Genomic DNA, 18,964 nt, shown 5'->3' with positions numbered 1-18,964 from the left:
CATGGCGGACAAGCTCACTCCCGAGCAGCGCAGCGCCAACATGTCCAGGATCCGCGGCAAGAACACCAAACCCGAACTGCTGGTGCGCCAGCTGCTGCACGCCCGCGGCTACCGCTACCGCTTGCATGGCTCGGCGGCGGGCGGGAAGCTGCCGGGCAAGCCGGACCTCGTATTCGCAGGACGGCGCAAGGTCATCTTCGTGAACGGTTGCTTCTGGCACTCGCATGACTGCCGGGCGGGCCAGCACGCGCCGAAGAACAATGCGGAGTTCTGGTCCGCCAAACGTGAGCGCACCGCAGCCCGTGATGCCGACCAGCGGCAGCAGCTCCAAGCAGAGGGCTGGCAGGTGCTGACCGTCTGGGAGTGCGAGTTCAAAAGAAGCACCGATCTGTCCGAGCTGGAAAACCGGCTGGTCAGCTTCCTCGACTGACAACGGCCGCGAATGGGAAAACTGGCTGCAGCGGCCAGGAAACGCCAGCGGCCTCCTCCCCAATCCAGGGAAGAGGCCGCTGCTGCTTACCGGCGGGAATCGCCGGTTACTGAATTTCTTCGATTACGCAGTCGGCTTGGCCGACGCCCGAGTTGGTGGCCGCGGACTGGCCGTCCATGATGATTTCGCAGCTGACGTTTCCATCGGACACGACGGTCAAGGCGCCAACGGGAACTCCGGTGAAGGTGATTTCCTGCTCCCAGTCGCCTGTGATCTCTTCCTGCACAGGATCGAGCCCGTCAGTGTAGACAACGGTCGCCGGCCCGTCGGCGGTCACCTTGTACTGGACGGTGTGCTCGCCGGTCACCGACGAGATCGCCACTGCCATAACCGCGGTGATGATGCCGGCGATGATCGCGCCGAGCGCGCCAAGCACGATGCCGGTGATGGAAAAGCCCTTCTTCTGCTTCTTCACCAGCGCGATGATGCCGAAGATGACCGCCAGCGGGCCCAGGATGAAGCTGACCATGCCCAGGAACGGGATGAAGGAAGCGCCAATGGCGACGATACCGAGCACCAGCGCGGTGATAGCCAGGCCGCTCTTCTGCTTCGGCGCCTGCTGGTAGCCGTAGCCGGCCTGGTCGGGGTAGCCGGCGTACTGCGAGGCGTGGGCCGTGCCTTGGCCATACGGCCGACCGTAGCTGCCCGGCTGGCCTGCCGGCTGCTGCGTTTGCCCTTCGCTCTGCGGGGTGTTGCCCTGCGGATTGGTGGACGGTGTTTCAGACTGATGTGACACGGATTCCCCCGGGTAAAAGTGCGTGTGATCAGGCGCGATGCGATTGCGGCGCCAGCCAGCAGTCTATCCCAACCCCGTCGGTGCCTCGATGGGGAGGAGTCCCCATCGAGGCCGGCGTCAGGTGGCCAGGTGCGTCGGTGCGAACATCTTCAGCCGGGTCTCAACAACGACGACGTTCGGGCCTTCCGCTGCAAGGCTTTCCGCGAGCGCCTCCCGGACGTCTTCGGGCCGCACCCGGCGGGCCGGCACCCCGAAGGATTCGGCCAGCTTGACGAAATCCGGCCTGGCCAGCTCGGTGGCGGTCGCTTGGCCGAACGCCCCCTCCATGTACTCGCGCAGGATGCCGTACCCGCCGTCGTCGACAATGAGCCAGGTGACCGGCAGGTTGTGCTGGCGCACGGTGGCCAGCTCGCTGATCGAGTACATGGCCGAGCCATCGCCGGAGACGGCAAGCACGCGTGCGGGCAGGCCCGCGGACGCGAGACCGACGGCACCGCCGATCGCGCCGGGGAAGCCGAAGCCGAGGCCGCCGGCGCCTTGGGCCGAGTGGAACTGGCCTTCGCGCGAATCCCAGCAGCTCCAGGCCCAGTAGGCCGAGATGGTCATGTCCCAGAAGGTCTGCATGGTGTCCGGCACCGCCGCGCGGATGTCCGCCATGAACGCCCGTTCTTTCGCCAGGTCCTGGCTGTCAAGGCGCTCCTGCACCTTGGTAAGCGTCTCCTTCACCAGCTGCTCCGGCGTCTTTCCGTGCCAGTCCGGGCTGGTGGCGCCGGCTTCCAACGCAGCATCCAACGCTTCCAGCGCCTGGCCTGCGTCGGCACGGATCCCCAGGGCCGGCCGGTTGGACTCGAGCACCCGCGGTTCCGCGTCCACCTGGATGATGCGGCCGCGCGGCTCCAGCGTGAAGTAGTTGCTGGTCACCTCGCCCAGCGAAGAACCGACCACGAGCAGCACGTCGGCGTCCTCGAGCACCTCGGTCACGTACCGGTCCTCCACCCAGGACTGCAGCGACAGCTCGTGCAGCCAAGGGAAGGCGCCATTGCCGCCGGGCGAGCAAACCACCGGTGCCCGGAGCTTTTCCGCGATCGACTGCAGCCATGGTTCAGCCTTGCCGCGGCGGACACCGCCGCCGGCAATGATCGCCGGGCGCTGCGCTGCAGCGAGCCACTTCACCGCCTCCTTGACCAGCTCGGTCCGCGGCGGGTTGTCGAACGCCTCCGCAAGCGCGTCTTCCACCGGCGGGACCACAATGGGATCGAGCAGTACGTTCTGCGGTATCTCGACCCAGACCGGCCCCTGCGGCGAGGAAATGGCCTCGGTCCAAGCGTCCTGGATGGCCGAGGGGATGCCGGAGGCGTGCTGGATCAGCCGCTGGCTCTTCGTCACGTTGGCGGCCGAGGCCTTCTGGTCGTCGAGCTGGTGCAGCATGCCCTTCCGCCGCGCGCCGAGGCCCTCCAATGGGATCTGGCTGGCGACCACCACCATCGGCACGCCGGTGGCATAGGCCTCCTGCAGTCCCGCCAGCGACGTGAGCGCGCCCGGGCCGGTGGACAGGAACAGCACGCCCACTTCGCCGGTGGCGCGGGAGAACCCGTCCGCGGCGAAGGCCGAGTTGTTCTCCACCCGGGAGGAGATGAACTGCAGCTTCGAGCGCGAGAGCGCGTCGAACAGGCCCAGGGCGTGCTGGCCGGGAATGCCGAAGACCGTGGTCGCGCCCAGCGCGTTCAGGGTTTCGACGACGAGGTCGCCGCCGTTGCGGGTCCCGCCACCGTTCAGCTGCTCCATGCTCAGCGTCCTTCCCGGGCGCCCAGCGCGCTTTCCGCCACCGGGTCCCCGTGCAGCTTGCGCGACCCGGCCGGCACCTGGGGCGAGACGCCCGCACCTACCGGTGCGCCGCCGTCGTACTCTCCGCCGGCTTCCGCCGCGCGCGCACCCTCCGCGGTGTCCGCGGCATTGGCGGCGAGCAGCGTGACGAGGTCGTAGGCCACGTGGCTGGCGGCGACGCCGGTGATTTCCGCGTGGTCATAGGCAGGCGCTACTTCCACGACGTCCGCGCCGATGAGGTTCATGCCGCGGAAGCCCCGGATGATTTCGAGCAGCTCGCGGCTGGTCATGCCGCCGGCTTCCGGCGTGCCGGTGCCGGGCGCGTGGGCCGGGTCGAGCACGTCAATGTCCACCGAGATATAGAGCGGGCGGTTCCCGATCCGGTCCCGCAGCTTCGCCACGATTTCGGCCACGCCCTGATAGTAGACGTCGGAGCTGGTCACGATGCCGAAGCCGAAGCGGCGGTCGTCGTCCAGGTCCTTCTTGCCGTAGAGCGGGCCGCGCGTTCCCACATGGCTGATCGCTTCGGTGTCGAGGATGCCCTCTTCCACTGCGCGGCGGAACGGTGTGCCGTGCGTGTACTCGGCACCGAAGTAGGTGTCCCAAGTGTCCAGGTGCGCGTCGAAATGCAGCATCGCGACCGGTTGGCCGGCCCGCTCGGCGGCGGCACGCAGCAGGGGCAGCGCAATGGTGTGGTCGCCGCCGAGGGTGACCAGGCGGGTGCCATCGGCGGTCAGGTCCAGCGCGTTCTGCTGGATCGTCTCGATGGCCTCGTTGATGTGGAACGGGTTGACCGCCATGTCTCCGGCGTCCGCCACCTGCAGCTCTTCGAACGGGCTGACGTCCCAGGCCGGGTTGTAGGGACGCAGCAGCCGTGAAGCCTCGCGGATGTGGTTGGAGCCGAAGCGGGCGCCCGGACGGTAGGACACACCGGCGTCAAAAGGAACACCGACGACCGCCACGTCGGCCCGGCCCACCTGGTCCAGCCGCGGCAGGCGGGCGAACGTCGCCGCTCCGGAGAAGCGGGGGATGCGCGACGAGTCGATCGGGCCGAGCCTGCCATTGTTTTCGATGCGGATTTCTTCCACCGGGGCCTCCTGGAAAAGTTGCCTAATAGGCATCAAGTGTTTTGAAATACGCTAATTGTGACCGCGCCCTCAGTCAAGGGGCCCGCCCACTCGAGGGGCACCGGGAAGCTGAATCAGCGGGATGCGGCGGGCACCAAAGTCCAGGTCACCACGGCCGGTTCATCATTGTCATTGACCCACGTGTGCGGTTCGCGTCCGGGGAAGGAAATCGTGTCACCAGCCTCCAGTACGTAGCGCTCCGTGGTGAAGATGAGGGTGATCCGGCCGGAGAGCACCTGCAGCACATCGACGTCGCAGTCCACCGAGTACAGTTCGCTTTCGCCGCGCCCGTGCGGTTCGATGACGGCGCGGATAATCTGCAGGCGGTGTTCGTGCCGCGCAGTGAGCAATTCCTCCTTGATGCCCTCGCCCCCCAGGCTGACCCGCGGGCCTTCGCCCTTCCGGGACAGGTGGGTTTCGGGCATGGTGAACAAATCGCCGATGGAGATCCCCAGCACCTGGCATAGCGTCACGAGCGAAGCGACCGACGGCGAGGTCAGGTCCCGCTCCACCCGGCTCAGGAAGCCCTTGGTGAGGCCGGTGGAATCCGCGACCTGCTCGATTGTCATCCGCTGCCCCTGCCTGGCGGCGCGGATGCGCGAACCGATGGCAATGGGAGCATTGCTGGGCTCAACGGGCAGTGCTTTCAAAGTTGTCCTCTTTCGCAACATCAGTTCCCTAGCACTTAACCATCGCGCAGGCTTCGACGCACGCCAGGGAGGCATCTTCACCCCGCAAGAGCCGCCCGCCGGAGTGGGACAGTTGACGGGTGAGGCCCGCCACAATTAGCCTATCAATCAACACTTGTTGCCTGATAGGCAAAAGCACGGGCGGGTTCTACCGCCGCTCCCCTCTCCCGGAGTTCCCTCATGAACAGTCAAGTCATCAACATCGTTATCGTCGTGGCCTATCTGGCCGCCATGCTGCTCTTCGGCTGGTGGGGCAAGTCCCGCACCAAGAACACCAGCGATTTCCTGGTCGCCGGGCGACGGCTTGGCCCAATGCTCTACACCGGAACCATGGCCGCCGTCGTCCTCGGCGGCGCCTCCACGGTCGGCGGCGTCGGCCTCGGCTACCAGTACGGCATTTCTGGCATGTGGCTCGTTGTTGCCATCGGCGCCGGCGTGCTCGTGCTGAGCCTGCTCTTCGCACCGACGCTGCAGAAGCTGAAAATCTACACCGTGGCCCAGATGCTGACACTGCGCTATGGAGTGCATGCCACGAGATTCTCGGGCATCGTCATGCTCGCGTACACCCTCATGCTCTGTGCCACTTCCACCGGGGCCTACGCCACCATCATGGTGGTGCTGTTCGGCTGGGAGCGCTGGCTGGCCATCCTGGTCGGCGGCGCCATTGTCCTCATCTACTCCACCGTGGGCGGCATGTGGTCCATCACCCTCGCCGACATGGCCCAGTTCGTCATCAAGACCATCGGTGTCTTCTTCCTGATGCTGCCGCTGACCTGGTCTTCGGCCGGCGGGCTGGAGGGCATTCGCGGCCGCGTGGACGCCGAGTTCTTCTCCATCACGGGCATCGGCGTCCAGACCATCATCACCTACTTCGTGGTCTACATGCTGGGCCTGCTGATCGGACAGGACATCTGGCAGCGCGTGTTTACCGCCCTCACGCCCGGGGTCGCCCGGTGGGGCGGGGCGACGGCCGGAATCTACTGCATCCTCTACGGTGCCGCCGGCGCACTGATCGGCATGGCTGCCGCCGTCGTTATTCCCGAAATCGAGGTAGCGGACGATGTCTACGCCGACGTCGCCATGAACCTGCTGCCGATCGGCATCGGCGGCGTGGTGCTGGCCGCGGCCGTTGCCGCCATGATGTCCACCGCCTCCGGCACCCTGATCGCTGCGGCCACCGTGGCGAAAGCTGATGTGGTGCCGTTCGTCGCGTCCTGGTTCGGCAAGACCGTCCACTACGACCACGACCATGCCGAGCATGACGTCGCCGGCAACCGCTGGTGGGTCTTCGGGCTCGGGGCCGTGTCCATCGTGCTGGCCATCATGGTGCAGGACGTCGTCGCCGCACTGACCATCGCCTACGACATCCTGGTCGGCGGGCTGCTGATCGCGATCCTCGGCGGCCTGGTCTGGAAGCGCGGCACCGGCATGGGCGCCGCGGTTTCGATGGCGGTCGGCAGCGTTGTCACGCTGACCACCATGATCGTCCTGGAGATCAATGCGGAGGAGCAGTACGCCGGGATCTACGCCAACGAGCCCATCTACTACGGCCTTGCTGCATCCCTGCTGAGCTACATCGTGGTCTCGCTTGCCACCCGGCCCACGGATCCCGATGTCCGGGCGGCCTGGGACCAGCGTGTGGCCGGCCGCGTGACGGAGGAAGTTCCGGTGGAAGGCCCGGAGGAGCTCACGCGCCACTGAGCCCGCCGGCCTGTGGCGGGACGGCCCCCGATAACTCTCCCACCACCGAGCGCCCTCTCGTGTGCAGATCACCACCGTGTTGCCACTCGACACTGTGGTGATCTGCGCACTGTTTTCGGGCCTACCCGGGAACCGGGAGGAAGAGCACCGTGTAGATCCCGAGGGCGCCGAGCACCACCACGCTCAGGGACGTGAAGAGGACGGCCACGACGTCGGCGTGTACCGTTTCGTCCGCAATCCCTCGGACCGCGCGGTGGTACCGGATCTTCTGCGTCAGGTTGATGGCCAGGGCCGCGAGCAGCGTGACCACCACCAGAACACCGGTGAACAGACCGTGCTGCGGCATCCAGCGCAGGAAGATGGCGGCGGCGACCACCATGGCCAGGGTCGTGCGGCCCCACGCGAGCGAGGTGCGCTCGGGCTGCAGGCCGGCGTCCTGGTGTTCCGGGATGCCGCGGCGGCGCAAAGCCATCATCAGGCCGGCCGAAGCACAACGAACACCACGAATATGGCTGCCACCACGGCGCCTCCGACGGCCAGGATCGGGGCGATCAGCGGCAGCGGCAGCGGTGCTTTGTGGCGCATCGCCCGTTCCACGTTCAGCCAGCGGAAGAAGGCGCCGGCGCCGATCACCATGGCCAGCACCAGCAGCAGGATGGCGATGGTTTTGCGGACTTCCGGAATGAAGAGGTCGCTGGTGAAGGCCTCGACCGCGATCCCGCCGGCCAACAGCGCCAGCGACGTACGGATCCAGGCCAGGAACGTCCGTTCGTTGGCCAGCGTGAAGCGGGGGTCCGGCTCCGTGCCGCCGCGCAGCAGCTTGCTGCTGAATTTGCTGCGGCCCGGCTCCGGGCTTGACTGGGGATCGGAGGGAACTGAGGTTGGCACGGGTTCATCCTAGTCCGGCATGGACGTGAGCCTTGGCATATGACGCCCTGCCCGGCAGGGGCCGGAGGGTATGATGGAGGCTGCGAAGGGGAGTAGCTCCACCGCCATCCGCAAACGGATGCGCGCGGAGGACTGTCGACATACTGGCCGTTAGTGCGGCCCGGCAGTCCACCCGGCCTGCCTGGCAGGTCCCGGGCGAGCGAGACCTTCGGCCAGTTGTTGTCCAGCTGGCCGGAGGCCTGGCCTCCGGCCATGACCAGGAGCGCCGCTAACTTGAGCCCCACGTCCGAAGGCCCCGTCCGCCCCAGCCAGGCACCGCCGTCGAACTCCGACATCAGACTCTGGCGCCGCTACCTGGCGGATGAACGAGCCGAAGCCGCGATCTACCGCGACCTTGCCCGCCGGCGCGATGGCGAAGAGCGCGAAATCCTACTCGAACTGGCCGACGCCGAGGGCCGGCACGAACAGCACTGGCGGGACCTGCTGGGCGACCACGCCGACAAGCCCACCCGCCCCTCGTTCCGCCGGATCCTGCTGCGCTTCATGGCCCGGAGCTTCGGCTCCGTCTTCGTCATGGCGCTGGCCCAGCGTGCCGAGGGCCGCTCCCCCTACAGCTCCGAGCCCGCCGCCACCGAGGCGATGGCTGCCGACGAGCTGATCCACGAGGAAGTCATCCGCGGCCTGGCCACCCGCGGCCGGGCCCGGATCTCCGGCAACTTCCGCGCCGCCGTGTTCGGCGCCAACGACGGCCTGGTCTCCAACCTCGCGCTGATCATGGGCGTCGGCGCCACCGGCGTGCCCAGCTCGTTCGTCCTCTTCAGCGGCATCGCCGGCCTGCTCGCCGGCGCACTGTCGATGGGCGCCGGCGAATACGTCTCCGTGCGCTCCCAGCGGGAACTTCTGGGCGCCACCAAGCCCACCCAGATCACACTCACCGCCGCGCCGGACCTTGACCTGAACGCCAACGAACTCGTGCTGGTCTACCGGGCGCGCGGCATGACCCAGGAAGCGGCCGAGCACCGCGCCGCGGAACGGATGGGCTACCTGGACTGCGACTGCGATCCAAGCCTGTCGCTGCAGACCCCGGACGTCTACGAGAACGAGTACCAGGAAATCGGCACCGGCTGGAATGCGGCCGTATCCAGCTTCCTGTTCTTCGCCTCCGGCGCGCTGATCCCGATCCTGCCCTACATCTTCGGGTTGGAAGGCGTGGCGGCCATCGCCGTGTCACTGGTCCTGGTGGGCCTGGCCCTGCTGTTCACCGGCGGCGTCGTCGGGCTGCTCTCCGGCTCCTCGCCGGGCAAACGCGGACTGCGCCAGCTGGCCATCGGCTTCGGCGCGGCGCTGGCCACCTACCTGCTGGGCCTGCTGTTCGGCACCACCGTCGGGTAACCGCGCCTCGGCTTACCGGAACCCACCGGAAGCCTGCCGCCTGAGGCAGGCTCCGCCGTCGTTATGGCATTACCCCGCGACTGCGCGGACGGCTTCCTCCACCGAATCCACCAGGTGGATGGCCGCCTCCATCGGCCGGCCGCGCGCGAGCGCCTGCAGCAGCGGCCAGGCCGGCAGCTCCTCGGTCCAGTACTGCCTGCCCACGAGAACCATGGGCGCCAGCGTCTGCGGCGTGGCGTAGTAGTTTTCGCACGCGTCCTGGAAGATTTCCTGCACCGTGCCGCCCGCGCCGGGCAGGAAGATGATGCCGCCGCTGCAGCGCTGGAGCAGCACGGCTTCGCGGACGGCGTTGGCGAAGTACTTGGCGATGTGGGTGGCAAACAGGTTCGGCGGTTCGTGGCCATAGTGCCAGGTGGGGATGCCAACATTGACGACGCCGGAGGGGTGTTCCGCGAGGACGGCGGCAGCGGCGCGGGCCCAGTCGGTGACGGAGGGCCGGAAGGATTCCACCCCCGCCAGGCGCGCCAGGGCGCCGTCGAACTCCTGCTCCCCCGCCTCCGACAGGTACGCGCCGAGGTTCGCCGCTTCCATCGCCCCCGGTCCCCCGCCGGTGGCCACGGCATGGCCGGCGCGGGCGAGGACGCGGCCGAGCCGCGCAGCTTCCCGGTAGGTCGCGCTGCTGCGGGCGGCGGCGTGGCCGCCCATCACGCCGACGGTCTTCCGGCCCTGGAACGGCCCTTCGAACAGCGCGTCCAGGGCGTCGGCGATGGCGTGGTCGTGCAGCCCGGCGGCGAGGGTGCCGTCCAGTTGGGCGCGTGCCGCAGGCTGGGTGGACCAGGCGTAGATGCGGGCGTCCGGCGTGGCCTCATACTCGGCGGTGTCCAGTCCGTCATAGAGTTCGGCGGGAGCATAGAGCCGCGAGCGGTACGCGTCGAAGGGCATCTCCGGCAGCCGCGGAAAGATCAGCGCGCCGCGTTCGCGCAGCCAGTGCTCCATCCCGGCTTCGAAGCTGCAGCCCAGGAAGAGCGCCCCTGCCGGATCCAGGTTCCGCAGCGCCTCGGTCCGGCCCGTGAGGTCCACGGACTGGAAGTGCCAGCCGTTCATCGACCGTGCCTGCGGCCGCAGGGCCGGGCCGCCGCCTCCGGCAGCCCGGTCGAACTGCTCCACGGTCTCGATCTCGAGAACCCGCGGCTCCTTGTGCAATCCCGGTGATGCACCCATGGAAGCCAGCTTAGCGGCGGCCGGCATCCTCGGTGTTGATCAGGACGTTGCCCTCCGACAGCGCCTCAGGCATCACGTCCGGCTCCAGCGAGGTGGCCAGCGGCTTCTCCTTGACGAAGCAGGTCAGCACCGTGGCCAACAGCACCAGCGGCACCATGTAGACGAACAGCGGCATCAGCGCCTCATTGTAGGACTCCACGATCGGCGCCTGGATTGCTGCGGGCAGCCCGTGGACCAGCTCCGGCGTCAGCGAGTTGGCGCTGCCGGCTGAGGCGGCTGCCGCTGCGGGCAGGCGCTCGGCCAGCAGGTCCACCAGCCGGTGGGCGAACAGGCTTCCGACCACGGCGGAGCCGAGGGTCGCGCCGATCTGGCGGAAGAAGTTGTTCGCCGCCGTCGCCGTCCCCACTTGGCGGAGCGGGAAGGAGTTCTGCACGATCAGCACCAGGATCTGCATGTTCAGGCCCAGCCCCAGCCCGAGGACGCCGAGGTTGAGGCAGATGTGCCAGACCTCCGTGTCCGCGTGGACCAGCCCCATCAGTACCAGGGATCCGGCCACGATGACTGTGCCGGCGATCGGCATCCACTTGTAGCGGCCGGTCTTGGACACCAGCCAGCCGGACGAGACGGAAGCAGCGAGCAGCGCGCCCATCATCGGGATCATCAGCAGGCCGGCTTCGGTGGCCGAAGCACCGGTCGCCATCTGCAGGTAGGTCGGCATGTAGCCGATGGCGCCGAACATGGCCACGGAGACCAGCAGGCCGGAGATGGTGGCCATATTGAAGTTGCGGTCCTTGAACAGCTCCATGGGGATGATCGGCTCGGCCGTCCGCCCTTCAACCAGCACGAAGCCGATGGCAGCAAGCACCGTACCGGCGATCAGCGCGATCATGACCGGGTCGCTCCAGGCGAGCGTGCTGCCGCCCCAGCTGCTGATCAGCACCAGCCCGGTGGTCGCCAGCGCTACCAAGAGCATCCCCCAGACATCGAGGGTCGGACGCCCTCGCTGCGCCGGCGCTTTGAGGAAGAAGATCGCCCCGAGCAGCGCCAGCACGCCGAGAGGCACATTGAACCAGAACGCCCAGCGCCAGCCCGGCCCCTCCGTCAGCCAGCCGCCGATCAGCGGCCCCACCACCGAGGAGAAGGCGAAGACGGCGCCCATCACGCCCATGTACTTTCCGCGCTCACGGGCGGGAACGACGTCGGCAATGATGGCTTGGGACAGGATCATCAGCCCGCCGCCGCCCAGGCCCTGGACCACGCGCGCCGCGATCAGCCAGGTCATGTCCGGTGCCAGCGCGCCGATGACGGAGCCGACCAGGAAGATGCCGATGGCCCCGACCAGCAGCCACTTGCGGCCCATCAGGTCGCCGAGCTTCCCGTAGATGGGCATCATGATCGTCGAGGCCAGGATGAAGGCCGTGATCACCCACAGCATCAGGGTGGCGCCGTTGAGCTCGCCGACAATCGTCGGCAGCGCGGTGCCCAGGATGGTCTGGTTCAGCGACGCGAGCAGCATCGCCAGCACCAGGGCCACGAAGACCAGAACGAGGTTGCCGTGCTTGGTCCCGGCGGCCGTTTTGGAAATTGTCATAGAAGTTCCTTCAGGACAATGCGCATCAGGTCGAGTCCCTGGTCGAGGGCTTCGAACTGCGATTCGCGGGTGGGACTGGAAATGGTTTTCTGCATGACGTTGCGCAAGCCCGCACCGGCGACCATCACGATGGTCCTGGCCACGTCCTCGACGCTGTAGCCAGGCTCCGGATGGGAGGCCCAGCGGTGCGAAGCAGCCAGCCGCTCGGTCACGATGCCGGCGACCAGCTCTTCCACCTTCCGGACATATTGGAAGCGCCGGTGCATGAGATGCGGATACTTGTGCAGGATGGCGTGCCGGATTTCGCCGGATTCACCGCCCTGGATGGATTGCATCACGCCGAGCATCAGGTAGCTGACCTGCTCCAGCAAGTCGGCCTCCACGTCGAAGTCCGCCAGCATCGACTCCTCGACCGAGGGCTCCTGCAGGCCGAGCACGGCGTCTTCCTTGGAGGGGAAGTAGTTGAAGAAGGTGCGGGTGGACACCCCGGCTGCGGCGGCCACGGCTTCAATCGTGACGCTCTCCAGCCCGTGATTCAGGGCGAGGTCCGAGGCGGCCCCGTGCAGTGCGGACCAGGTTTCGGCGCGCTTGCGGTCCCGCAGGGAAATTAGTTGACTCACCGAACCATCTTGGCAGTTGCGGCAAGTTTACACAAGTGCAAACTTTCAGAAGTGCAAGATGTCACACTAAAAGCGGAGCGGATTGTGGGCCAGTGGGCACGCGCAGCTGGGCCATGGGGCATGACGACGGCGGCGGCCCCACCTTTAACGACGACGGCGGCGGCCACCTCTATGGGGTGGCCGCCGCCGTTTCTTTCACCCTGCTGGGAAGAATGCAGCTGCTACCGGCCGCGCTGGACTGAACCGCCCTCCGTGCCGGCAGCGGTGGGCACGAGCAGCATTGGCGTACCGTCCTCGACCACGAGCTGAGGCTGGTACGTCCGCATTTGCCGCTTGTGCGACAGGTAAGCGACGCAGCCGCGCGCCGTAGCAATTTTCTCGAGCACGGTTTCCACCGCCGGCGACGTGACTTCGCTCAGGTTCCGGCCCCGCGTGTCCTCCTGGTCCGCGCTGTCGCCCAAGCTACTGGTATCCCGTTCCGCGATGACCCTTGCCGCGCTGACCCAGGAGCCCCACACGCCTTTGCCCTCCAGCAGGACAGGCTGCTGGTTGACCGGCTGCGTGGCGGCGAAGTAGCGCGTATCGAACCTGCGGTGCGCGAAGTCGGGGCTGATCCACCGGGACAGCGGGCGCAGCAGATCGGTGCGCAGCCCCAGCCCCCATCGCTCCAGCAGCTCGGGGAAGCTGCTTTCCTGTTCGGCCACCAGCTGCCGCGCCCGCATCCACTCTTCACTGTTGCCGCCTTCGACGAGCGATGCCTCGTCCTGGCCCGCCAGCAGGATGCCGGTCTCCTCGAAGAGCTCGCGGACGGCGGCGGCCACGAAGGCACGGGCCTGCTGGTGGTCCTCCACTCCCAGAATGCCGGCCCACTTGCCCGCCGTCGGCCCGAACCACGGCACAGTCTCGTAATCGGCCTCGTCGAGGCTGCCGCCGGGGAACGCAATCGTTCCCAGCGGCGACTTGCCGGAGCGGTAGCCCAGGTAGGTTTCGGTGCCTCCGAGCCCGTCGCGAACCAGCACCACGCTGGTAGCCAGCCGCGCCTTCAGCGGTGTCCGGCCGCCGTGTTCCAGCCAGCTGCGGGCCGCAGCATGCTGCTCCCGCGGCAGCTGGAACAGCCGCGTCGTCTGGCGAAGCGGGCTAGCTGAACTCTGCAATCAGTTCCACCTCAACCGGAGAGTCGAGGGGCAGGACAGCAACTCCGACGGCGGACCTCGCGTGGGCGCCTGCCTCGCCGAAGACCTTCCCCAGGAGTTCCGAGGCCCCGTTGACCACGCCGGGCTGGCCGGTGAAGTCGGTTTCGGAGGCCACGAAGCCGACAACCTTGACGATCCGGGTGATCCGGTCCAGGTCGCCAATCACGCCTTTGACCGCAGCCAAGGCGTTCAGGGCACAGGTCGCTGCCAGCTCCTTGGCATCTTCTGCGGAGACTGCAGCTGTGGTGTTCCCCACCTTGCCTTTGCGCGGAAGCTCGCCGTCGACCATCGGCAATTGGCCCGATGTGTAGACATAGTCTCCCGAGACAACCGCGGGCACGTAGGCCGCCACCGGAGCAACAACCTCCGGGAGCGTCAGTCCGAGCTCAGAGAGGCGCTCCTCAACGGCCGATACGCGGGATTCCTGGGGCTGTGCCATGCTACTGCTTCTCCCTCTTCAAGTAGGCAACAAGGTTGGTCGAATCGGGCCCCGGAACCACCTGGACCAGCTCCCAGCCGTCGTCGCCCCACTGGTCGAGAATCTGCTTGGTAGCGTGGATAATGAGCGGTACTGTGGCGTATTCCCATTTCGTCATAAGTCAACGGTAACGCCTGCTTGTAAACTGGAGCGCATGGCGGCTCGTAAATCCCCCCTTTTTGACACTGCTACAACGCTGGGCAAAATCGTGGCGTTCCTTGGTATCAGTGCGCTCTGTGGCGTACTCGCAGCCGGGCTCCTCGTGCCTGCGGCAGCAGTTGCCGGCGTCGGAGCAACTTCATCGATCGACTATTTCGACCAGCTGCCTGATGAGTTGCAGACCAACCCGCTGTCCCAGCCGTCCAAGATCTACTCGGCGGACAACAAGCTGATTGCCACGTTCTACGCCGAGAACCGTGTCCCGGTGCCCTTGGACAAGGTGTCGCAGCACATGCAGGACGCGATCATCTCCATGGAGGACGCACGCTTCTACGAGCATGGCGGCGTCGATCCCCAGGGCATCATGCGAGCCGCAGTCAGCAACATGGCCGGCGGCAGCCTCCAGGGCGCGTCGACGTTGACCATGCAGTACGTGAACAACGTGCTCATCGATGCCGGAGCAGCCGCCGGCAAGAGCGCCGATGAGCTGACCATCAGCGGCACGAAGTCCATTGGCGACAAGCTGCGCGAAGCGAAGCTCGCAATCGCCATTGAAAAGGAGTACTCGAAGGAGGAGATCCTCCAGGGCTACTTGAACATCGTGCTCTTCAGCGGGCAGACCTACGGCATTGAAGCGGCCGCCCGCACCTTCTTTGGGATCCCCGCTGCCAAGCTGAATATCGCGCAGTCCGCCATGCTGGCGGGAATGGTCCAGTCGCCCAACTACTTCAACCCGGTCTCCAATCCGGAAGCCACCAAGGATCGGCGGGACAGCGTCCTGCTGGCGATGCTGAACAACCAGAAAATCACGCAGGAAGAGTACGACAAGGCCGTCGCCTCGGATCTCGGCGTGAACCTGCAGCCGGTGCGTTCAGGCTGCGTGGCGGCCAACTTCGCCGACTACTTCTGCAGCTATGTCCAGCACGTCATCATGCAGTCCGACGCCTTTGGCGCCGACGCCACGGAGCGCTCCAAGCTGCTGGCCCGCGGCGGCCTCACGATCAAGACCACCCTCGACTCCCGCCTGCAGAACGAAGCGCAGAAGCAGATCGAGGAAGAGGTGCCGGTCGGCGACGAGTCCGGAGCCGGATCGTCCATGGTCTCGGTGGAACCGGGCACCGGCAAGATCCTTGCCATGGCGCAGAACACCAATTACAGCCCGGAGGAAGGCGCCAAGAACACCGAACTGAACTTCAACGTGGATGCGGACATGGGCGGCACCGCCTACGGCTTCCAGCCGGGTTCGACCATGAAGCCCTTCACGACGATTGCCTGGCTGGAAGCCGGCCGCACGTTGAACGAGACGGTGGATGCCACCCGCACGTCCTACCCCGCCGGCTACAACTGGAACGCCAGCTGCCTGCCGGCCGGGGCCTGGTTCGATAAGTGGGACTTCAAGAACGCGCTGCCGGGTTATACCCGCCCGATGTCCGTCAGCTACGGCCTGACCAAGTCCGTGAACTCTGCGACAGTAGCCCAGGCCGCCATGCTGGACCTGTGCGACATCCGCGATGCAGCAACCCGGATGGGCGTGCACCGCGCGGTGGACGGCCAGCCCTTCGAAGTAAACAGCCCGTCCTTCGTCATCGGCGGCCAGGAAGTGGCACCCATGACCATGGCTGCCGCATTCGCGACCATGGCCAGCGGAGGCGTGTACTGCGCGCCCATCGCCCTGACCGAGGTCACCGATGCGCAGGGCAAGAAATACGACGTTCCGAAGGAATCCTGTGAGCGCGCCATATCGGAAGAGGTAGCGGCCGCGGTGACCATCCCGCTGGAGAACCTGGTCAACGACAGCCCTGGCTACATGAACCCGATCGGCGTCCCGGCCGCAGCCAAGACCGGTACCACGGACGTTTCGGAGCAGACCTGGACCGTCGGCTACACCAAGGGCATCTCCACGGCCTCCTGGGTCGGCAACTGGACCTCCTACGAATCGCTGAACAACGTGCCGATCAACGGCGTATCCCGTGACTACGTCGACGGCGCCACGATCGCAGGTGCGCAGTGGACGGATTACATGTCCAACGTCGCCCCGCTCTACGACACCGGGAGCTTCAGCAACCCGCCGAGCCACCTGGTCGGTTCCTCCGGCGGCGGCGGCAACAGCGGCGGCGGCTCCGGCGGCGGCAACAACGGCGGCTCGGGCGGCAATTCCAATAACGACGGCGGCGGCAACGGCAACAACGACCGCGGCAATGGGAACGGCAACGGCAACGGCCGTGGAAACGATGACGACTGACCGTGGCCGCTGAACGACTGCGCCGGACGCTGGGAACTGCCGGCCGCGTGGCTCTGGGAGCCGCTGCGGCCGGCAGCGCCGTATTGGCTTACGGCAGCCTGATCGAACGCCATCTGTTCGGTGTCCGGGAAGAAACCCTGAGCATCCTGCCCGCCGGTCAACGCCCAATGAAACTGCTGCACCTGTCCGACATCCACATGACGCCCGGACAGAAGCGAAAACAGGCCTGGCTCCAGGCGCTGGCGCAGCTGGAACCGGACCTGGTGGTCAACACCGGCGACAACCTCAGCCACCGCCAGGCGGTCGGGCCGCTGCTCGAGGCCCTCGGCCCGCTCCGCGAGTTTCCGGGCGTCTTCGTCCCGGGCTCCAACGACTACTACGCGCCGGTCCTCAAGAACCCATTCGGCTATTTCGCCGGGCCGTCCAAGCAGCCCTCCGACTACGCGGACCGCGAGCTGCCATGGCGCCGGATGCACGCCGTCTTTGGCCAATCCGGCTGGATCGACCTGAGCAACCGGCATCAGTCGATGGTCCTGCACGGACTGCGCCTGGACTTTACCGGGGTGGATGACCCGCACCTGGGCCGGGACCGGTACACGGGCTTTCCGCACGGCTCCTCTACGGGGCAGGAGGCAGACCACCTGCGCATCGCCGTCGCACATGCGCCGTACCAGCGTGTGCTGGACTACTTCACTGAAGACCGTCCGGACCTGATTCTCGCTGGCCACACGCACGGTGGCCAGGTCTGCATCCCGGGCTATGGCGCACTCGTCAGCAACTGCGACCTGCCGACCTGGCGGGCCCGCGGGCTGACCTACTGGGAGCATGACGGCCACCGGGTCCCGCTGAACGTCTCGGCCGGACTGGGCACCTCCCGGATGGCGCCCGTGCGCATTGCGTGCCGCCCGGAGGCGGTCCTGCTGCACCTGGCTCCGCAGGCGGCCTGAGCGCGCCGGACCGGGCACGGCGAAGTGTGTTGCGCTTCACCGTTCCGCCGATTTCAGCTTTTCGGCCAACTCCGCTATTCTTGAACAGTTGCTTTTGCCGATGTGAACAACGACGGCGGGGCATCAGTTCCGGGGTGTGGCGCAGCTTGGTAGCGCGCGTCGTTCGGGACGACGAGGTCGCAGGTTCAAATCCTGTCACCCCGACGGAACTCTCCGAAAGGGCCTCCGGGCCGGCTGGATCAAGCCGGACCCGGGGGCCCTTTTGCATACCCTTCCGCACCGCGCGGGCGACCGGCCCCGCGACAGCGCCCGGCGGCCATCGACCCGGTCCGGCTTGATCTTTGCGCCGATTCCGCAAAGTATTGGTTCCATGGCAGAAGGAGAGCGCAAGGCGCTGATTGTCGGAGCGGGAATTGGCGGGCTGGCCACGGCGCTTGCCCTGCAGAAGGCCGGCTGGAAGGTGGAGGTCCTGGAGCGTTCCGGGACGTTGGAGTCCCCGGGTACCGGCCTTTCGCTCTGGCCGAATGCGCTGGCAGCCCTGGAGCGCCTTGGCGTGCTGGACAACGTGCTCACTGCCGCCGTGCCTGTCCGCGGGGATGTCCTGGACATGGCCGGCGAGCCCATCATGCTGCTGGAACAGCTGGAAGTCCGCCGCCGGTACGGGTTGCCCATCCAGATGATCCACCGCTCCGACCTGACCTCGATCCTGGCCCGGCCGCTGAAGGTCAATACCGTCCATCTCGGCCTCGAGGTCACCGGCTTCGAACTCGGCTTCCCGCGCAGTTCGGTCCAGCTCAATACCGGCGGCCGGAAGAACGCCGACCTGGTGGTCGGCGCCGACGGGCTGTACTCGGTCGTCCGCACCGGGCTGGTCGGCGGAGGAGCGCCCCGGTCCTCCGGCACGACCGCGCTGCGCGGCATCTGCCCTGCCGCCGGCCTGGACCACGGCAGTGTCCCCTGGGGCGAGATGTGGGGCGACGGCGGGGTCTTCGGCGCCACGCCGCTCTCCGGCGACCGGGTCTACTGGTACGGCACGCTGCCCAATGAGGAGCTGGCCAGCTACCGGGAGCAAGGCTGGAAGCAAGCCGCGATCAACACCTTCGCCCCATGGCATCCGGGTATCGCGAACATCCTGCAACAGACCCCGGAGGACGCGATCCTGGCCCACGAACTCTTCGACCGCAAGCCGGAACCGGTATGGTCCGGACGCTCGGCCACCCTGGTGGGCGACGCCGCGCACCCCATGCTCCCGTTCCTCGGCCAAGGCGGCTGCCAGGCCCTTGAGGACGCCGTCGCGCTGGCGGACGCCCTCGGCCACCACTCCAGCGTGGCCGAGGGCCTGCTGGCCTATGAGCACGCGCGCACGCAGCGGGCCAACCGGATCGTCTCGCAGTCCCATTCGATCGCCCGCCTGGCGCAGCTGGATTCGGCCAAGCTGCGCAAGGCCAGGGACACCGCCATGCGCCTGCTGCCCAAGAGTTTCCGGCTGAAGCAACTGGACACCGTCGTCGGCTACGAAGGACATTGACAAGCGCCTCCGGCAGGGCTGCAATGGCTTAACAGGAGCCACTGCAGCCGCGGAGGTCGGGATGGACCTGATGGAATACGGCCAGCTGGTGCTGGCGGGGGTGGCCGGTGTCGCGGCCCTTGCAGCAACCGGCCGGGC

At 67.0% G+C, this 18,964-nt stretch carries 19 protein-coding genes and 1 tRNA gene; 8 read left to right on the top strand and 12 right to left on the bottom strand.

Features of this window, described 5'->3' with window-relative positions; genetic code table 11:
* The first annotated feature begins 1 nt into the window (after nucleotide 1).
* Nucleotides 2-430 (top strand): very short patch repair endonuclease, encoded by a 429-nt coding sequence (locus tag D477_RS07455; protein ID WP_005268401.1) that lies wholly within the window; start codon nucleotides 2-4, stop codon nucleotides 428-430.
* Between the two features lie 106 nt (nucleotides 431-536).
* Here the strand turns inward: D477_RS07455 and D477_RS21095 are convergent, their stop codons facing one another.
* From D477_RS21095 to D477_RS07435, 4 genes are all read right to left on the bottom strand, one after another.
* Nucleotides 537-1,226 (bottom strand): DUF4190 domain-containing protein, encoded by a 690-nt coding sequence (locus D477_RS21095; RefSeq protein ID WP_005268400.1) that lies wholly within the window; start codon nucleotides 1,224-1,226, stop codon nucleotides 537-539.
* A 117-nt stretch (nucleotides 1,227-1,343) separates the two neighbouring features.
* Nucleotides 1,344-3,011 (bottom strand): thiamine pyrophosphate-binding protein, encoded by a 1,668-nt coding sequence (locus D477_RS07445; protein ID WP_005268399.1) that lies wholly within the window; start codon nucleotides 3,009-3,011, stop codon nucleotides 1,344-1,346.
* 2 nt (nucleotides 3,012-3,013) lie between these two features.
* Nucleotides 3,014-4,138 (bottom strand): agmatinase, encoded by a 1,125-nt coding sequence (gene speB, locus D477_RS07440; RefSeq protein ID WP_005268398.1) that lies wholly within the window; start codon nucleotides 4,136-4,138, stop codon nucleotides 3,014-3,016.
* Nucleotides 4,139-4,251: 113 nt separating this feature from the next.
* Nucleotides 4,252-4,827, bottom strand: coding sequence for a helix-turn-helix domain-containing protein (locus D477_RS07435; protein ID WP_005268397.1), 576 nt, complete (start codon nucleotides 4,825-4,827; stop codon nucleotides 4,252-4,254).
* Between the two features lie 219 nt (nucleotides 4,828-5,046).
* On the opposite strand from D477_RS07435, the gene D477_RS07430 reads away from it, so the two are divergent.
* Nucleotides 5,047-6,567 (top strand): sodium:solute symporter, encoded by a 1,521-nt coding sequence (locus D477_RS07430; protein ID WP_005268396.1) that lies wholly within the window; start codon nucleotides 5,047-5,049, stop codon nucleotides 6,565-6,567.
* A gap of 121 nt (nucleotides 6,568-6,688) precedes the next feature.
* On the opposite strand, the gene D477_RS07425 is transcribed toward D477_RS07430, so the two are convergent.
* Together D477_RS07425 and D477_RS07420 are read right to left on the bottom strand one after the other, a co-directional pair.
* Entirely contained in the window at nucleotides 6,689-7,042 is a 354-nt protein-coding gene (locus tag D477_RS07425; protein WP_005268395.1) for a DUF202 domain-containing protein, read from the bottom strand.
* The gene (locus tag D477_RS07420; protein ID WP_005268394.1) at nucleotides 7,042-7,455 is read right to left on the bottom strand and encodes a YidH family protein; all 414 of its coding nucleotides are present in this window, start codon (nucleotides 7,453-7,455) and stop codon (nucleotides 7,042-7,044) included. The genes D477_RS07425 and D477_RS07420 overlap by 1 nt, the downstream gene beginning before the upstream one ends.
* Before the next feature lie 252 nt (nucleotides 7,456-7,707).
* Between D477_RS07420 and D477_RS07415 the strand changes: the two genes are divergently transcribed.
* Entirely contained in the window at nucleotides 7,708-8,847 is a 1,140-nt protein-coding gene (locus D477_RS07415) for a VIT1/CCC1 transporter family protein (RefSeq protein WP_043846071.1), read from the top strand.
* Nucleotides 8,848-8,916: 69 nt separating this feature from the next.
* On the opposite strand, the gene D477_RS07410 is transcribed toward D477_RS07415, so the two are convergent.
* The 3 genes from D477_RS07410 to D477_RS07400 are packed head-to-tail and all read right to left on the bottom strand — an operon-like array spanning nucleotide 8,917 to nucleotide 12,279.
* Nucleotides 8,917-10,068 carry an LOG family protein gene (locus D477_RS07410; protein WP_043846087.1) on the bottom strand — a complete coding sequence of 384 codons (1,152 nt, stop codon included), beginning with the start codon at nucleotides 10,066-10,068 and terminating at the stop codon, nucleotides 8,917-8,919.
* A 10-nt stretch (nucleotides 10,069-10,078) separates the two neighbouring features.
* On the bottom strand, nucleotides 10,079-11,659 hold the full coding sequence (locus D477_RS07405; RefSeq protein ID WP_005268391.1) for an MDR family MFS transporter: 1,581 nt from the start codon (nucleotides 11,657-11,659) through the stop codon (nucleotides 10,079-10,081).
* Entirely contained in the window at nucleotides 11,656-12,279 is a 624-nt protein-coding gene (locus D477_RS07400; protein ID WP_005268390.1) for a TetR/AcrR family transcriptional regulator, read from the bottom strand. Before D477_RS07400 ends, D477_RS07405 begins: the two co-directional genes overlap by 4 nt.
* A 92-nt stretch (nucleotides 12,280-12,371) precedes the next feature.
* Here D477_RS07400 and D477_RS22625 point away from each other — a divergent pair, with 92 nt between their 5' ends.
* A complete protein-coding gene (locus D477_RS22625) occupies nucleotides 12,372-12,521 on the top strand; it encodes a hypothetical protein (protein WP_190273537.1) in 150 nt (49 codons plus the stop codon).
* On the opposite strand, the gene D477_RS07395 is transcribed toward D477_RS22625, so the two are convergent.
* The 3 genes from D477_RS07395 to D477_RS22030 are packed head-to-tail and all read right to left on the bottom strand — an operon-like array spanning nucleotide 12,501 to nucleotide 14,068.
* Complete coding sequence (locus D477_RS07395) at nucleotides 12,501-13,433, bottom strand: hypothetical protein (protein WP_005268389.1); 933 nt, start codon at nucleotides 13,431-13,433, stop codon at nucleotides 12,501-12,503. The genes D477_RS22625 and D477_RS07395 overlap by 21 nt on opposite strands.
* Entirely contained in the window at nucleotides 13,417-13,911 is a 495-nt protein-coding gene (locus D477_RS07390) for a RidA family protein (RefSeq protein WP_005268388.1), read from the bottom strand. Before D477_RS07390 ends, D477_RS07395 begins: the two co-directional genes overlap by 17 nt.
* Before the next feature lies 1 nt (nucleotide 13,912).
* Nucleotides 13,913-14,068: a DUF4177 domain-containing protein gene (locus D477_RS22030; protein ID WP_005268387.1), complete on the bottom strand. Its 156-nt coding sequence runs from the start codon at nucleotides 14,066-14,068 to the stop codon at nucleotides 13,913-13,915.
* 36 nt (nucleotides 14,069-14,104) lie between these two features.
* Here D477_RS22030 and D477_RS07385 point away from each other — a divergent pair, with 36 nt between their 5' ends.
* From D477_RS07385 to D477_RS21765, 4 genes are all read left to right on the top strand, one after another.
* Nucleotides 14,105-16,351, top strand: coding sequence for a transglycosylase domain-containing protein (locus tag D477_RS07385; protein WP_150110039.1), 2,247 nt, complete (start codon nucleotides 14,105-14,107; stop codon nucleotides 16,349-16,351).
* A gap of 2 nt (nucleotides 16,352-16,353) precedes the next feature.
* Nucleotides 16,354-17,298 carry a metallophosphoesterase gene (locus D477_RS07380; RefSeq protein WP_005268385.1) on the top strand — a complete coding sequence of 315 codons (945 nt, stop codon included), beginning with the start codon at nucleotides 16,354-16,356 and terminating at the stop codon, nucleotides 17,296-17,298.
* A 130-nt stretch (nucleotides 17,299-17,428) separates the two neighbouring features.
* A tRNA-Pro gene (locus tag D477_RS07375) sits at nucleotides 17,429-17,502 on the top strand.
* 166 nt (nucleotides 17,503-17,668) lie between these two features.
* On the top strand, nucleotides 17,669-18,826 hold the full coding sequence (locus tag D477_RS21765) for an FAD-dependent monooxygenase (protein ID WP_005268384.1): 1,158 nt from the start codon (nucleotides 17,669-17,671) through the stop codon (nucleotides 18,824-18,826).
* The last annotated feature ends 138 nt before the right edge of the window (nucleotides 18,827-18,964 follow it).

The organism is Arthrobacter crystallopoietes BAB-32 (assembly GCF_000328305.2).
Classification (GTDB): domain Bacteria; phylum Actinomycetota; class Actinomycetes; order Actinomycetales; family Micrococcaceae; genus Crystallibacter; species Crystallibacter crystallopoietes_A.
Note: the sequence above shows the minus strand (reverse complement) of the source record. Positions and strands in the feature narration are given on the sequence as shown.

Bases quoted from the DNA above. Each gene is read 5' to 3' on its own strand.
- D477_RS07455 (WP_005268401.1), top strand. From the start codon at position 2: ATGGCGGACAAGCTCACTCCCGAGCAGCGCAGCGCCAACATGTCCAGG.
- D477_RS07445 (WP_005268399.1), bottom strand. From the start codon at position 3,011: ATGGAGCAGCTGAACGGTGGCGGGACCCGCAACGGCGGCGACCTCGTC.
- D477_RS07430 (WP_005268396.1), top strand. From the start codon at position 5,047: ATGAACAGTCAAGTCATCAACATCGTTATCGTCGTGGCCTATCTGGCC.
- D477_RS07425 (WP_005268395.1), bottom strand. From the start codon at position 7,042: ATGATGGCTTTGCGCCGCCGCGGCATCCCGGAACACCAGGACGCCGGC.
- D477_RS07415 (WP_043846071.1), top strand. From the start codon at position 7,708: ATGACCAGGAGCGCCGCTAACTTGAGCCCCACGTCCGAAGGCCCCGTC.
- D477_RS07410 (WP_043846087.1), bottom strand. From the start codon at position 10,068: ATGGGTGCATCACCGGGATTGCACAAGGAGCCGCGGGTTCTCGAGATC.
- D477_RS07405 (WP_005268391.1), bottom strand. From the start codon at position 11,659: ATGACAATTTCCAAAACGGCCGCCGGGACCAAGCACGGCAACCTCGTT.
- D477_RS07390 (WP_005268388.1), bottom strand. From the start codon at position 13,911: ATGGCACAGCCCCAGGAATCCCGCGTATCGGCCGTTGAGGAGCGCCTC.
- D477_RS22030 (WP_005268387.1), bottom strand. From the start codon at position 14,068: ATGACGAAATGGGAATACGCCACAGTACCGCTCATTATCCACGCTACC.
- D477_RS07385 (WP_150110039.1), top strand. From the start codon at position 14,105: ATGGCGGCTCGTAAATCCCCCCTTTTTGACACTGCTACAACGCTGGGC.
- D477_RS21765 (WP_005268384.1), top strand. From the start codon at position 17,669: ATGGCAGAAGGAGAGCGCAAGGCGCTGATTGTCGGAGCGGGAATTGGC.